Origin of the sequence: Streptomyces sp. CG4, assembly GCF_041080655.1 — a bacterium.
Taxonomy (GTDB): domain Bacteria; phylum Actinomycetota; class Actinomycetes; order Streptomycetales; family Streptomycetaceae; genus Streptomyces.
Genome location: NZ_CP163525.1, coordinates 1,768,739 through 1,782,876, shown reverse-complemented (window position 1 = coordinate 1,782,876; position 14,138 = coordinate 1,768,739). Strand labels below are relative to the sequence as shown.

The window sequence follows — 14,138 nt, the reverse complement described above, 5'->3', positions numbered from 1 at the left end:
TGTGGATACCTCCTCACATGTACCCGATACTCTGGCTGTAGGTGTGTTCGCACCGGTGGAATCCTGTGCACCTCGGGTGGGTACATGTGTGCTGCCGCACCTTCTTCGAGTGAATGGCCGGGCGCGGCGGCCGGCTTCAGGCGGGCAGGTTGGCGCAGGAGGCATGCTGCGGCGCGCACACGGCAGCGCCCCCGCGCCTGACGGTGAGGCGCAGGGGCCGCGGGTCGGTCCGCGGCGTGGGGTATCAGGGACGGTGCGGACAGGTGCTTGAGGTGCTGCGGACCTCAATGCCCCTCCGGCTGGCCGGGGTCAGGGGATGTGCAGGGTGCCGAAGCGGGTGACGGTGTGCAGGTCGCTCTCGATGGCCAGTGCCGTCTCCCGAAGTGCGGGCAGGAGCCGCTCACTGGCTTCGCTCAAAGAGGTGCCGCCGGAGTGCTGGGCGACGTTGACTGCCGCGACGACGTTGCCGTCGCTGTCCCGGATCGGTACCGCCACCGAACGCACGCCCTCCTCCAGTTCCTCGTCGACGGCGGCATAACCCTGGTCGGCGGCCGCCGTGAAAAGGGCGCGCAGCCGAGCCGGGGAGGTGACGGTGTGCCCGGTGTATGCCCGCAGTTCGGAGGCGGCGAGGACACGCTCCTGCCCGGCGGGGTCAAGACCGGACACCAGAACACGCCCCATGGCGGTGGCGTAGGCGGGGAACCGGGTGCCCAGGGCGATGTGGACGGTCATGATACGCACGGTCGAGACCCGTGCCACGTACAGGATGTCGCTGCCCTCCAGAACGGCGACGGAGGCCGACTCCTGGACGCGGTCGACCAGGGCGCGGAGATGCGGAGTCACCAGGTCGGTGAACGAGCCCGCGGCGACGCGGGGATGGCCGAGCTCGAAGATGCGGGGCAGAGGACGGAAGAGCCCCTCGTCGTGTTCGGCGTATCCCAGGTGTTCCAGGGTGAGCAGGCTGCGCCGGACGGTGGTGCGGGGCAGACCGGTCAGCTGTGCGAGGGCCGCGACGGGCAGACCGTCGCCGGATGCGCCGTCGAGGGCTTCCAGAACGGCCAGGCCCCGGGCAAGGGACTGAAGGAACTCGGCGCCCAGTTCGCTCTTGGTCTGCCCGAGCGCATCGCCCGTCCTGCCCTGCGTGCGCTGCCGCGGCGGCTGCGTCGTAGCGGGGGCGAGCAGGCGGGCCAGGGCGGTGCTTTCCCGGCGCAGTCGGGGTACGGCGATCCGGGCGAGCTCCTTCGCGGAGCGCCTGGAGACATGGCTGACCATGCTGAGGGCATACCGGGTGCGGCCGCCGGTGTCGACGGGTACCGCGGCCGCCACCAGCCCCGGCTCGACCAGCTGGTCGTCCACGGCCCATCCCTGGCTGCGGGCTTGGTCGGCCCTGTGGGTGAAGTCCGTCTCCTCGATGCGCCGGGGCCGCAGCAGGGGGGAGGACATCCCCTCGGGATCGGCTGCCGTGCGCTGTCGCCAGGCCGCCCACTGCCGCTCGTCCCAGTCGGCGGCGAAGACGGCGCCCGCGGCGCAGCGCTCCGCCGGCAGCAGGTCACCGACCTGGAAGGCCACCGACATCGCGCGGCGGCGCGGTGACTGGGCGACGAAGCGCACCCCGTCACCGTCGGGCACTGCCAGCGAGACCGACTCCTGCACCTCGTCGGCGAGCGCGGCCACGCGATCGGTGACCTCCCGGGTCAGACCGCGGGCCGCCAGATAGGCATTGCCCAGTGTCATCAGCCGCGGTGCAAGATGGAGTTCGGCTCCGTGCTGACGGAGGTAACCGAGGTGAGTCAAGGTCGCCACGACCCGGTCGACGGTGGAACGGGCCAGGCCCGTCGCGTGCACCAGGTCGCTCGCCCGCATCGGCTGGTCCTGGCGAGGCGAGGCCAGACAGCGCAGCACGGTGAGACCTCGCTCCAGGGGCCGCACGGAATCTTCGGGCATGCCATTTACCTCACGCGACAGTCAAGGGCGCTTCACTCGCACCCGTTGACAAGGACGAGACCCGGTCGGAGACTCACATGTCGCCAATTATGAATCATAATTCACTGAGCGGACAATCCCCTGTCCGCGTCCGGCCGACTCCCGGCTCTGTCCGTAAAACGCCTACGGCCGTGTCGTGGTCACGCTGCCTGGCAGAGGAGCTCGAACGTCGCCTTGATCTGGGGCAGGCGCTCCCGGCCCCGGCGAGTGGCCAGATAGATCGAGTTGCTGACCGGGGTGAGCGGCGTGTGCAGCAGGCTGAGTCTGCCGGCGTCCAGGTCCTCCTGGGCGAGGTAGCGCGGTACGACACTCAGTCCGGCTCCCGCCGCGACGGCGGCCACCACGGTCCGAAGGTCGGCGACCGTCAACGCGGGCGCAGGCGGCTGAATGCCCCAGCACATGCGGAAGTAGCGCCGGGCCATGGGCATGGTGGGGGAGTAGCCGATGAAGCGACGTGTGTCGTCCTCGGGGTCGTACGGCGCCTCTCCCGCGCGGCCCACCAGGACGAACTCCTCCTCGCACAGATGCCGCAGATGAAGCTGCCGGGTGGGGGCGTGTTCGATCTTGGTCACCACGACGAGGTCCAGCTCGTCGTGGAGGAGCGTCTGGGCCAGCTCGGGGGAGAGGACGATGCGGCAGTGGACGTCGACACCCTGTGCCAGCAAAGGGGCCAATTTGGGCAGGACATGGACGGAGAGCAGATCACCCGGCGCTCCCAGCAGTACCGGAGCCGTGGTGCTGGAGGGGACGAGCGTGTCGACCGCGTCCTCCAGGGCGTCCAGGTGCGTGGCTATCTGAGCGGCCAGCAGGTCACCCGCCTGGGTCGGGGCGACCCCGCCCCCCAGGCGGTTGAAGAGCGCCCGGCCTGTAGCGCCTTCCAGCGTTTTCAGGTGGCGCGAGGCGGCGGGCTGGGACAGCCCGAGCAGGCCTGCGGCTTTGGCGACGCCTCCACATCGGTAGACGCACAGGAAGGTGCGGAGCATGCCGAGATCTGCTCCATGTTTCATGGCCGGAACCCTTCAGCGAGAACCAACGTTCTCCTAACCTAGCGCATCCAGGGATCCGCCCAGGGTGGGGCTCCGGGACCGGCAGTTGTGGATCAATGTCAATGCGCCACTTCAGGACCGCAGCACGGGTGTTGGGCGCAGGGGAACGCCGGTGTCCCCCGATCGGTGGGCACCGGCCGGTATGCCACACGCGGCCGGGTGAGCGCCTCGCTCGCGCTCACCGGCATCCCACCGCCACAGGAGGAGGAGAACCCCGTCCCTCCGCGCGGCCGGCCGCCAACGTGCTGGTGGTATTCAACTTTCCACATGGATGGGTCAGTTGCCAAGAGGAACCGCAGGCCTCGGGTGTGACACGCGTCCCGGGTAGCCTGGATGCCGGGGTGGTGCGCACCCGCCGACCGGTCACCCCGGCCACGGCAGCCCGGCGAACTCGGCTCAACCGGCCTGGCTAAACCGGATCTCGGTCGGCGGTTGCGGCCGCAGCCATGGCCAGGCCGTCCGCCATCCGACGGGCCCAGTCCCGGCGCGCTCGCCGTATGTCGTCGCCCACGGCCCCCGGCCCCCGCAGGCACGCACGGTAGACCGCCGCCAGCTCGGCCGGGTCGTCCAGCGCTGTCAACGTCTCGGCCACCGCCCGGCGCAGCTCGGCCTCGGAGTGCGAGGACGTGTGGTCAAGGCCGCTCAGATACAGCAGGGCGGCGTACTCCGAGTCGTGCTCAGGGCCTTGGACGTGCGCGTTCATGCAGGCTCTCCAGGGGCACGGAGAAGGGGAATCGCCCGCACGGCGGGCGGGAGCGGACGGTGAGGCACCGCCGGGCCGCGCGGCGCCAGGAATGGCCGCCCGGCCGGGCCGGGATGGTGCAGCCGGGGCCGGTCGGCGGAGCCGCGCTTGCGTCCCATGTCGCGCACAGTGCCACAGTCCCGCCGCCTTGGCCAGCCTGTGCGTGCTTTGTGGTCATAGTGTGCACGGCCGTGCACGGGGCGGAGTTGAGTTCCCGGCCTGCATGGTTGCGCGTTCACCGACCCAGCTGCCCGGCGGACGTGTCCCGAGGCTTGGCACGGCTACAGGATGACTGGAGACTTCCGTCCGCAGATCGAAGATAAGTTCACTTTGCGGACTGGGTGAGTGCGCCTCACTTCTCCGGCTCATCCGAGAGTGAATCTCCGGGTCCGCGCAGGTCGGGTACATCACTTCCAATGGAGTCGCCATGTCCAACGCAATGGAGCAACTTTCATGGTGGCGGCGCTGGGCCCACCCAGCACCGCGTCGCGGCGGCCCTGCTCGCGGGTCTGGTGTCGACCCATCTCGCCACGGTCTTCGGCTTCTGGCTCGGCGGCGTGGGGATGATGAGGCTCGACTGGAACACCTCCCAGGGGTGGGTCTTCGTCCCGTTCGCCACCCCCTTGCAGAAGTTCCTGGTGGGAGGGCTGTCGCATTACGTCGACGGCATGGTCTTCGCCGTCCTGTTCGCCTGCGCGCTCCAGCCCGCCCTGCGGTGGCGCAGCACGGTGCGCGGCAACCTTGCCAAGGGCCTGATCTTCGGCACGCTGCTGGCCTGCATCAGCGTCAGCTTCATGACTCCCTTCGTCTTCGCGCCCGCCCGCGGCCTGCACCCCGGCTTCCTCAGCCTGGACTTCGGCTGGAAGTACGTCCTCGGAGTCTTTCTCTGGCACTGGGTCTACGGGCTGCACTTGGGTCTCATCTACAGTCCCGCGGAGCAGCGCGCCGACGTGAGCGAAGAGCGCGCCGCCGACAGCGAGAAGGCTGCCGTGGCGGCCTGAGTACGCCATCCCGCACCATCACGAGCCCAGGCCGCACCGGTCTTGACAGTCGCGTGTCGCGGGGACAGGATCACACTCAACCAATATTGAAGGAAACTTCAGCAGGCGGACATCTGGGCATCCTTCGTGTGCCGTCCGCAGGCACGCGGGCGGCCCGGCCGCAGGGCCTCCCGGTTCCGGACTCGGGTGATGACAGGCCCCGAGAGTGCGAAGTTGTGCCGCTGAGAGTGGAGTTGACACCCATGGAACCTTTGCTCGTCTCGATCCTTGCGCGTGATCCCTTAGCGGACGAAGGCATTGCCTCCTACCTGCGCAACAGCCCCGTGATGCGCGTGTTGCCCTCGGCGGCGCGCGGCACATCGGATGTCTGCGTCGTGATAGACAACGATGTCAACGCCGCTACGTGGCGCCGTGTCGAGTACGCCGCCAAGCAGGCCGCCAACCCCGCCATGCGGATGGTGCTCATCGCCGACGCCGTTCCCGCACACCAGCTTCAGCGCGCCAGACGCTGGGGGGTCGTGAGCGTGCTCCCATGGAGCACCGCGGTACGTGAACAGGTCCTCGCTGCGGTCTTCGCCGCCCGGATCCGCGGCCTGCAACGCCAGGCCGGCAGCACGCCGGCCCACCTCGTGCAGCCGGCACCACGGCAGGACTCCGCGCCGCGCACTGCCCTGACCACGCGCGAAATCCACGTGGTCCGGTTGCTGGCGGACGGACTCAGCACGGCCGAGGTCGCGCAGCAACTCAACTTCTCCGAACGCACCATCAGGAACACCATCTCCGCGCTGCTGAACCGGCTGCACCTGCGCAACCGCACGCATGCGGTGGGCTACGCCCTGCGGCAGGGAGTTCTGTGATCCATGGCGACGGCCGACGCGCCCAGAAGGCGTGTTGAGGGTCCGAACTTCTCGGCCGCCACGGTCATCGCAGGAGTCGTCAAGCGTGTTCACCGGTGGGGACGCCGGGCAGACTGCCGCTCCCGCACCGGGCTGGATGAGTGCGGGAGTGCGTGTGGAGCTCGTTCGTGTCCTGGTCACCACCTCGGACCCTGTCACGGGCGCAGGTCTGGCTTCGTATCTGGAGGACCACCCCTCAACAACCCTGCTGCCGAAGGAGAAGAGCACCGAGGCGGACGTGTGTGTGGTGGTCGACGACCACGTCGGCACGGCGACCCTGACCCGGATGGAGAACCTCGCGCGCAGGTCCACCACAGCGGGCATGCGCATGGTGCTCATCACCGACCTCATCCAGGAACAGCAGTTTCTCAGAGCGGTGCACTGGGGTCTGTCCAGCGTGCTGCTGCGCAAAGAGGCGGAACGCGAGCGAGTCGTGAAGGCGGTGATCGGCGCCCACACCGCCCGAGCCGAGATGCCCCCGGTCATGATCGCTGGCTGGCAGAGCACCTGCGCTCCATCCAGCGGGACATCCTCGCTCCCCGAGAGCTGACCTCCTGTCTCGAACCCCGGCACCAGTGCCGGTTCACTCCATGCCGGGGGTGGCGTTCGGCTCGGCGACTGGCATGGCAGCGAGATGCACCGGCTCGCAGTGGGAAGTGCCCCGACCGGTATCTCGGCCTGTCAGTGACTCCGCTGGGCGCGGTGGGCAGTGTGGTGGAGCCGTACCGGCAGCGGCAGTGATGCGGACGCCGCCTGCCGGGCATTCTGGCGGAGGCCGGTCGGTTGGTTCCCCCACAGCCGGCCGTTCCATGGCCGGGGCCGGTCGCGCGGCGGGTTGGGTACGCAACCTGGGCCGGCCCCTGGCCACTGAGGCGGCGCGGGCAGCCGGAACGGCTTGAGCCGCCGGCTGCCCGCGCCGCCCGTGTGTGTCCGGGTGAACTGCTTCGCACCATCACAGGTGGGAGCCCGGAACGGCTGGACGTGCGCATCAACGGGGAGTGACAGCAGCGGAGAAGTCACAGTCAGTTCTCGGGTGCGCCGATGCCGCAGCGGAAGTCACTGACCGAGAACGCGGTCAGCGGCCGCCGCCCGTCCAGGAAATCCAGCAGGCCGTCGGGCGCCGATCTCAACCGTGCCTGGCCCAACCGCACCTGGCCGTCGAGCCGTACGGGGATCCGTTTCGGCGCCGTGCGGCCCTCGACGGGCTGTTGCAGCAGGCGGGTGCGCAGGCTACAGCGCCCGGGCAGACGCAGTCGGTCACGGTGGAATACGAAGACCCCTTCACTTTCGGTGCTGGTGGTCGGAGTTCCGAGCCACAACCGCGCGCGAACACCGGCTCTTGCCCTGCCACGGCCGCCCCGGGAATCGACCCAGCACGTCAGCACACGGCACCACTGTCCCGACCGCAGCGGCTGTCCCCCGGTGGGCACGGACCACGCCGGCAGTGCGGCTGAACTCACCGTCCACTCGGCGATGAGCATGTCACCTTCCAGATGCCACGGCTGCGGCGGGAACTGCTTGCCCACGTGCTGTCCTTTCTCAACGGTGACGGCATCGCCGTGCTGGGGGTTGAGTCGGATATCGCTGCCGTCACCGGTGCTTGAGTCACCGTGACATTGTCTTCATGTGAGTGAGTCAACGCCCGGGGATACGATGTCAATCATGCCTTCCCGACGTTCCTACCATCATGGTGACCTGCGCGCCGCTCTGCTCGAACGCGCCGAGTTCACGTTGCGCGAAGGAGGTGCCGGGCTGTCTTTGCGTGAACTCGCCCGTGAGATCACGCGGGTCATCTCGGAGGCGCAGGACGGCAGCGAGGTCATCGGTGGCGACGCCGGGGGCCTGGCCCTGTTCGCGGTCAGCGGTGCGTCTGGCGGTGCTCGCTGCCACCGGGAATCTCACCGTCAGCGCAGCGGAGACCCAGCTGGATGACCACATCCGCCTGCTGTTGCACGGGACCAAACCCCGCTGACCAAGGCCGTTCCCTTGTCGAGGGAGCATGGACGAGCCGTGAGTCAACGCGTCCACAGCTGACATGAGGGCGGAATGCCGGCTTGCGGCCGGCCGCCGGAGCGAACTCGACGTCGTAGCCCGCGTGGTGTCCCAGGTGCGCCGGGCTCAGCGCACCTGGAACACCGGTCGCGCTCGCTACCGGCGGGTGCCGAGAGTGGCCGCCGCCGCGGTCACGATGGCCCGTGTCTGGGCCACGATGTCCCCTCGGTTGCGCAGGAACGTCGGGTCGTTCAGGTCTGTGCTGTTGCCGGCGCCGAACTCCAGCACGGGGGTGTGGATGTGGCCGCCGGGGATGTGCGGGTCGAGCGCGTCGCGCAGGAGGGTGGCGCGGTAGGCGATCTCGTTCGACAGGTAGTCACCGCCACCGCCCCCGCGTGCCACCGAACCGGGCGTCGGTCCGTTCGGGCGTACCACCGGTTTGGTGCCGCCCGCCGGGATCTCGGTGACCTGGGTGTGGTCGTACACGGGGAACCGGCCCGTCGCGGCCTGCACGATGGCCTGGTAGGGCAGCGTGGTGTGTGTCCACTGGGGCTGGGGGTGCACCGTGGGAAGGCCCGCCGGGATGGGGATCGTGCCCGTGCTGGAGAGGTTGTCGTTGTCCTGGTACCCGCCGCGCCACGCGCCGTTCCAGCGCTCGATGTCGAAGCGGTCCGGCTGACCTTGGCTCACGGTGGCGAACATGTCCACCTGCTGCGGACCGGGCCGGAAGTGAGAGGCCAGCGTGTGCTCCACGGTTCCGTCGGCGAAGTCCTGCCAGCGGACCGGGAAGACGGCCGTCTCGATACGGGCCGGCCCGGACGGGGTCTGCACCGTGACGCCGTCCAGTGCCAGGGCGACGGCACCCGAGGGATTGGAGGTGCGGCTGTCCCAGTCGAGGTCGAAGGGGTCGAACCCGGTGAGCAGGATCCGTTTGACGCCGGTGTCCTTGCCGAAGGTGATGGTGTCCTGGCCGCGTGAGGTGCTCTCCAACAGCTCTAGCAGGGCCCCGCGTTGTGCCGAGGACACGGTGAAGGCGGGGTTCCACTGCCGCAGAGCCAGGGTCATGCTCAGGCGGGCCCAGTACAGGGGCCTGTCATCGTCGTTGCCGAGCGTGCCCGCGGCCGGCTTGTCCGTGGTGGGCTGCTGAGCGCGCCGGACGGCCGCCTTCCACAGCCGGTGTCCGTGATCCCTCGTCACGGTCCTGGCCTGACCCACCGAGCGCGTGGCACACAGACTCCGGGAGAAGTCCGCCACCGCCTTCTGCAACCCGCTGTCGCGCAGGAGCTGCTGCGGTATGGGATGCGAGAGCCGCTGTTCTTCGGTGGTGCCGTGGACGCTTGGTGAAAAGGTGCATCCGGGGCGGTCCGAAGCGGACGCCGGGGAGGTGGCCGCAAGCGGGGTGCTGGCGAGCAGGATGGCTGTTCCGACACCAAGAAGACGATTCACTGTGGACCTTTCGGGCAGAGACTCCGGATGGTCGGCCTCACGAACGCCACGAGCGTGCCAGCCGCCCCTGCCTGCTGTCACCGGCTCGGGCACCCTGTGCCGGTTCGGCCAGGACGGTGTGCCTTCCGCGGCCGCGGCGACCCCGGGCCGGCCTCCGTGGACGAGCCGTAGACCTTGTGCGAGTTGCTCACATCTGGCCTTCCTGCGCGCCGGCGGCGACCTCGTGCTGAGCGTGAACTCCGGCCACATCCCCGCCATGACCTCTGCGGTCCTTGCCGCCCTGGGCGACGAGCCGGCCCTGCGGGCACACGTCGAGCAGAGCGGACGGCGCGTCCTTGCGGCCAAGCAGGCGGCCGGACTTCTCCGTTGTGCCGGCTGAGACCGGGGCAGCGGTCGTACCGCCTGTACCGCCTGGGCGAGGTGTCTCAGTCGCTGCGGACCGGCGAGAAGGCGAAGACCGCGGCCAGATCCGCCTCGATCGCTCCTGCGGCGGACAACAGAGGAGGCAGCAGACGTGCACGAGACTGCTCGGGGGTCTCCGGGCCCGCGTGCAGGGCGAGGTTGACGGCGCCGACGGCTCTGCCTCGCACATCGTGCAGCGGGACCGCCATGGAGCGAAGGCCCGTCTCCAGTTCCTGCTCGACCAGCGCGCAGCCGTCCTGCCGCACCTGATCGAAGACGCCGAGGAGTTCGCGGTGCGAGGTCCGGGTGAAGGGGGTCAGCGGGCGCGGAGGCAGCAGGGCGAGCAGCCGCTCCTGCTCCGCGCGGGGCAGGTCCGCCAGCAGGACACGCCCCATGGAGGTGGCGTAGGCGGGCAGCCGGACACCCGGGTGGATGGCGACGCTCGTGACCTGCTGGGTCGCGGAGCGGGCCAGATAGCGCACCTCCGCCTCGTCGAGTACGGCGACGGACGCGGACTCCTGGACCCGGCCGGCGAGCGCGGCCAGATGCGGACGCGCGATGTCCGCCAGGCTCAGCCCGGACAGCGGGGCGTAGCCGAGACCGAGCGTGCGCGGGGCGGGGAGGTAATGCCGCCCGCACTGTTCGGCGTAGCCCAGACGCAGCAGGGTGAGCAGGTTGCGGCGGGTGCTCTGGTACGACAGCCCGGCGGCCCGCGCCGCATCGTTGAGGGTGAGGCCGCCGCGTGCGCCGCCGAGCGCGGTCAGCACGGCGAGCCCGCGGGCCAGAGCCTGCAGGAACAGGGGACCGAGTTCCGTCTTGGCATCGGTGTACGCCGACGGCACCGGCCCCTGCGCCGCGGGCCGCTCGGCAGCGAGCGCGTCGCCCAACTCCCGTGCCGTGCAGGTCAGATGAGCCAGACCGTGGTCACGTAGCGCCTGCGCACTCCACCGGCTCGTGTGGGCGAGCACGCTCAGCGCGTACCGGGGGCTGCCGTCGGGGCCGGGGACGGGAACGGACAGGGCGACCAGACCCGGGGCGGCGATCTGGTCGTCCAGGGCCCAGCCCTGCCCGTGCGCCTCGCTGATCCAGGCGGCGAACTCCGCCTCAGCCGCCTGGCCGGGGCGTGCGGCGCGTGGGGGAAGGGCCGGGTAGCCCTCATCCAGCGGATCGGCGGCGCGGTGCGCCCGCCAGGCCGCGTGCTGCTCGGGTGCCCAGACGCCGGCGAGGACGGCGCCGGCGGCGCAGCGGTCCGCGGGCAGCAGGTCTCCGACCCGGAACCCTAGCGGAATCACCCGCTCCGGGGGGATCGCGCGGGCCACGATGCGCATGTCGCAGCCGTCCGTCGCGATCAGCGACACGGATTCGTCCAGCGTGCGGGCCAGGGCGTCCAGATGGGGCTGGGCGGCGTCGGGCAGGCCCGCGGCGCGCAGATAGGCGTTGCCGAACTCCATCAGCCGCGGAGCCGCTTCCAGCTCACGGCCCGCGGTGCGCAGGTAACCGAGGTGAACCGCCGTCGCGGCCAGCCGGTCCACCGCGGAGCGTGCCAAGCCCGTCGTCCTGGCCAGGTCGGCCGCCCGCACCGCCTCGGTGGAGCGGGTGACCGCCTCCAACACGGCCAGACCGCGCGTCAGCGGGCCCTCCGCCTCCCCACCCGACCCGGCCTCCCCGGTGTCGCTGCTGGTGGCCCTTGCCCGTCCTGCCATCGCCGGCGCCGCTCCCGTTTCTCGTACTGATCGTTCTCGCAGGAGAACGCTACCGAGCGTTGACAGGGCCGCACAGACATCGCAGACTCAAGCCTCACGCTCAACGAACGAAAGTTCATTCAGAGAAAAAACCGGACGCCTGGTCGTGAGCGCATCCGCCGGCTCGGCCCCAACTCCCGAGGACAGCCATGAGTTCTTCCTCCCGTAGCCGGGTGGACCTCGCCCGCCACTCCGGCTACGAGTTCCTGTCGACCACCGTGCTCTTCTTCGGCGTGGTCAGCCTGGCCCGCGTGCTCGCCCTGCCGGACTCGCGCCTGGCGATCAAAGACCCCCACCTCATGCTCGGCACGGCCGGAGCCGTGGTGGCCGTGCTGCTCGCCGCACTCATGTACGCCCCGACCGGCCGCGCCTCCGGCGGCCACTTCAACCCCGCCGTCACCGTCTTCCTCTGGGCGGACGGCCTCTTCCCGGCCCGCGCCGTCGTGCCCTACATCGCCGCCCAACTGGCCGGCTCCGTCAGCGGTCCCGCCCTCGCCCGTCTGGTGTGGGGAGCCCCCGTCGGCCGGATGCACTACGCCGCGGTCGCTCCAGCCCCCGGACTCGGTACGACGGCGCTGTTCCTCATCGAGACCGCCGCACTCACGGCCGTCCTCGCGGCCGTCGCCGTGGTGATGGGCAGCCCCCGGCTGCACGCACTGATCCCCGCCGTCATCGCGCTGGGAGTGGGCCTCGTCATCGCCTCGCTCGGCACGGTCACCGGCGCGAACATCAACCCGGCCCGCGCCTTCGGCCCCGCACTGCTGTCCGGCCAGTACGCGCACCTGTGGATCTACCTGCTCTCGCCCCTCCTCGCCGGTCTCCTCGCGGGCCTGTCCCACCGCGCCCTGCGGACCAGCGGCCCGGCCACCGCCCGCCCGGCCACGACCTGACACCCTCCGCCCACCCGGCCCCGACCCGCCCGACCAGCCAACTGATCAACCGTCTGACCGGCCCCGACCTGACCGATTTCTTTTACGTCCGGCAGCTCGGCTCTCGCCCAGTCGACTCGTCAGACCAGCCGACCGGCCGACCGCCTGTCCGGCTCCGATCCGACTGACCTCTTTCGCGTCCGGCGGCCTGGCTCTCGCCCAGCCGACCGGCCAGACCAGCCAGCCGACCGACCGTCTGATCGGCCCCGACCCGACCGACCTCTTTCGCATGCGGCGGCTTGGCTCTCGCTCAGCCGACCCGCAAGACCAGCCGACCGCCCGACCGCCCGACCGCCCGACCGCCCGACCGGCCCCGACCCGACCGACCTCTTTCACATCCGGCGGCCCGGCTCTCGCCCAGCCGACCCACCAGACCACCCAACCGATCAACCACCCAACCGATCAGCCACCCGACCGCTCGACCGTCCGACCTACCCGAACCGGAGCAGCCCGTGTCCGTCACCCGAGGCCTGATCATCAATGGCCGCGAGGTTCCCGCCTCTTCCGCCCGCACCACCCCCGACACCAATCCCTGGACCGGAGCGGTCTACGCCGAGGTCGCCGCCGCAACCGTCCAGGACGTGACCCGGGCGGTGGACGCCGCCGACGCCGCCTACGCGCAGTGGGCGGCCACCAAGCCCGCCACCCGTCGGCAGATCTTCCTCGAGGCGGCCCGGCTGATGGCCGACCGCAGTGACGACATCGTGCAGATCATGGCCGGTGAAGTCGGCGGCACCGCCCCATGGGCGGCCTTCAACGCCCGGCTCGCCGCCGACATCCTGCTGGAAGCGGCCGCCGCCGTCAGCCGGCCCACCGGCCAGTTGCTCGCGACCGACGCCGACGGAGTCATCTCCGCCCAGACACGTGTCCCCAAGGGCGTCGTCGCCGCCATCTCACCGTGGAACGCACCCGTGATCCTCGGCGTGCGCGCGGTCGCGCTGCCGCTCGCCGTCGGCAACACCGTCGTGATGAAGCCCAGCGAGGACGCCCCGATCGCCTGCGGCCTGCTCATCGCCGACGTCCTGCACGAGGCCGGACTGCCCGCGGGCGTGCTCAACGTCGTCACCAACGACCGGGCGGACGCCGCCGACGTAGTCGGCGCGCTCATCGCGGACCCGCGGGTGCGCATAGTCAACTTCACCGGCTCGACCGAGGTGGGCCGGGCCATCGGAGTCCAGGCCGCCCAGCACCTCAAGCCCGCAGTCCTCGAACTCGGCGGCAAGAACGCCCTGGTGGTCCTGGAGGATGCGGACGTCGACTACGCCGTGGACGCGGCCGTCTTCGGCTCCTTCATGAACTCCGGCCAGATCTGCATGTGTCTGGACCGGGTCATCGTCCATCGCTCGCTCGCCGAGGAGTTCACCGCGAAGTTCGCCGCCCGGGCGACGCGGCTGAACTGCGGCGACCCTTCCCGTTCCGCCACCGCCGTCGGGCCCGTCGTCAACTCCCGTGCGGCGCGGCGCATCACCGCACTTGTCGAGGACGCCCTCGCCGGGGGAGCGACCCTCGCCGCGGGCACCGGCCGGCCCGAGGGGCCGGACACTCTGATCCGCCCGGTGGTGCTCACCGGCGTCACCAAGGACATGAAGATCTACTACGACGAGACCTTCGGCCCGGTGATCGTGGTGCACGTGGTCGACAGCGCCGACGAAGCGGTTGCCCTCGCCAACGACACCCCTTACGGGCTGACCGCCGGTGTCATCACCGAGGACCTCCGCGCAGGTCTTGAGGTCGCCTCCCGGCTGCGCACCGGGATCGTCCACATCAACGACCAGTCGATCGCCGACGAGCCCCAGGCCCCGTTCGGCGGGGTGAAGGACTCCGGCTACGGCCGCTTCGGCGGCCAGGCCGGCGTCGAGGCGTTCACCGACATCCGCTGGGTCACGGCCCAGGCCCGCGGGCACGCCCACTTCCCGATCTGAGCGGGGGCGCCCCCGTACGGGAGGCGCTCGAACGCCT

Annotated in this window: 12 protein-coding genes and 1 pseudogene; 7 read left to right on the top strand and 6 right to left on the bottom strand. The window is 70.4% G+C overall.

The window, feature by feature from the left end; translation table 11 throughout:
* Positions 1 to 309: 309 nt before the first annotated feature.
* The 3 genes from AB5L52_RS08265 to AB5L52_RS08255 all read right to left on the bottom strand — a co-directional run bounded on the left by AB5L52_RS08265 (position 310) and on the right by AB5L52_RS08255 (position 3,732).
* On the bottom strand, positions 310 to 1,944 hold the full coding sequence (locus tag AB5L52_RS08265; protein WP_369363146.1) for an IclR family transcriptional regulator C-terminal domain-containing protein: 1,635 nt from the start codon (positions 1,942 to 1,944) through the stop codon (positions 310 to 312).
* Positions 1,945 to 2,123: 179 nt separating this feature from the next.
* The gene (locus AB5L52_RS08260; RefSeq protein ID WP_369363145.1) at positions 2,124 to 2,966 is read right to left on the bottom strand and encodes a LysR family transcriptional regulator; all 843 of its coding nucleotides are present in this window, start codon (positions 2,964 to 2,966) and stop codon (positions 2,124 to 2,126) included.
* Positions 2,967 to 3,438: 472 nt separating this feature from the next.
* Positions 3,439 to 3,732: a hypothetical protein gene (locus tag AB5L52_RS08255; protein ID WP_369363144.1), complete on the bottom strand. Its 294-nt coding sequence runs from the start codon at positions 3,730 to 3,732 to the stop codon at positions 3,439 to 3,441.
* A gap of 551 nt (positions 3,733 to 4,283) precedes the next feature.
* Between AB5L52_RS08255 and AB5L52_RS08250 the strand changes: the two genes are divergently transcribed.
* The 3 genes from AB5L52_RS08250 (at position 4,284) to AB5L52_RS08240 (ending at position 6,218) form a co-directional block, all read left to right on the top strand.
* Positions 4,284 to 4,772: a hypothetical protein gene (locus AB5L52_RS08250; RefSeq protein WP_369363143.1), complete on the top strand. Its 489-nt coding sequence runs from the start codon at positions 4,284 to 4,286 to the stop codon at positions 4,770 to 4,772.
* A gap of 242 nt (positions 4,773 to 5,014) precedes the next feature.
* Positions 5,015 to 5,629, top strand: coding sequence for a LuxR C-terminal-related transcriptional regulator (locus tag AB5L52_RS08245; protein WP_369363142.1), 615 nt, complete (start codon positions 5,015 to 5,017; stop codon positions 5,627 to 5,629).
* A 154-nt stretch (positions 5,630 to 5,783) separates the two neighbouring features.
* A complete protein-coding gene (locus AB5L52_RS08240) occupies positions 5,784 to 6,218 on the top strand; it encodes a hypothetical protein (RefSeq protein WP_369363141.1) in 435 nt (144 codons plus the stop codon).
* 472 nt (positions 6,219 to 6,690) lie between these two features.
* On the opposite strand, the gene AB5L52_RS08235 is transcribed toward AB5L52_RS08240, so the two are convergent.
* The gene (locus tag AB5L52_RS08235) at positions 6,691 to 7,194 is read right to left on the bottom strand and encodes a hypothetical protein (protein WP_369363140.1); all 504 of its coding nucleotides are present in this window, start codon (positions 7,192 to 7,194) and stop codon (positions 6,691 to 6,693) included.
* Between the two features lie 127 nt (positions 7,195 to 7,321).
* On the opposite strand from AB5L52_RS08235, the pseudogene AB5L52_RS08230 reads away from it, so the two are divergent.
* Positions 7,322 to 7,450 (top strand): annotated as a pseudogene (locus tag AB5L52_RS08230) (TetR family transcriptional regulator); the annotation flags it as partial.
* 366 nt (positions 7,451 to 7,816) lie between these two features.
* Here AB5L52_RS08230 and AB5L52_RS08225 read toward each other — a convergent pair.
* Complete coding sequence (locus AB5L52_RS08225; protein WP_369363139.1) at positions 7,817 to 8,857, bottom strand: pyroglutamyl peptidase; 1,041 nt, start codon at positions 8,855 to 8,857, stop codon at positions 7,817 to 7,819.
* A gap of 505 nt (positions 8,858 to 9,362) precedes the next feature.
* Between AB5L52_RS08225 and AB5L52_RS08220 the strand changes: the two genes are divergently transcribed.
* Positions 9,363 to 9,485 (top strand): hypothetical protein, encoded by a 123-nt coding sequence (locus tag AB5L52_RS08220; RefSeq protein WP_351024922.1) that lies wholly within the window; start codon positions 9,363 to 9,365, stop codon positions 9,483 to 9,485.
* A 46-nt stretch (positions 9,486 to 9,531) separates the two neighbouring features.
* Here AB5L52_RS08220 and AB5L52_RS08215 read toward each other — a convergent pair whose 3' ends face one another.
* Complete coding sequence (locus AB5L52_RS08215) at positions 9,532 to 11,211, bottom strand: IclR family transcriptional regulator C-terminal domain-containing protein (RefSeq protein WP_369363138.1); 1,680 nt, start codon at positions 11,209 to 11,211, stop codon at positions 9,532 to 9,534.
* Between the two features lie 188 nt (positions 11,212 to 11,399).
* Between AB5L52_RS08215 and AB5L52_RS08210 the strand changes: the two genes are divergently transcribed.
* Positions 11,400 to 12,140, top strand: coding sequence for an aquaporin (locus AB5L52_RS08210; RefSeq protein WP_351024928.1), 741 nt, complete (start codon positions 11,400 to 11,402; stop codon positions 12,138 to 12,140).
* 491 nt (positions 12,141 to 12,631) lie between these two features.
* Positions 12,632 to 14,101 carry an aldehyde dehydrogenase family protein gene (locus AB5L52_RS08205; RefSeq protein WP_369363137.1) on the top strand — a complete coding sequence of 490 codons (1,470 nt, stop codon included), beginning with the start codon at positions 12,632 to 12,634 and terminating at the stop codon, positions 14,099 to 14,101.
* Positions 14,102 to 14,138: the final 37 nt, after the last annotated feature.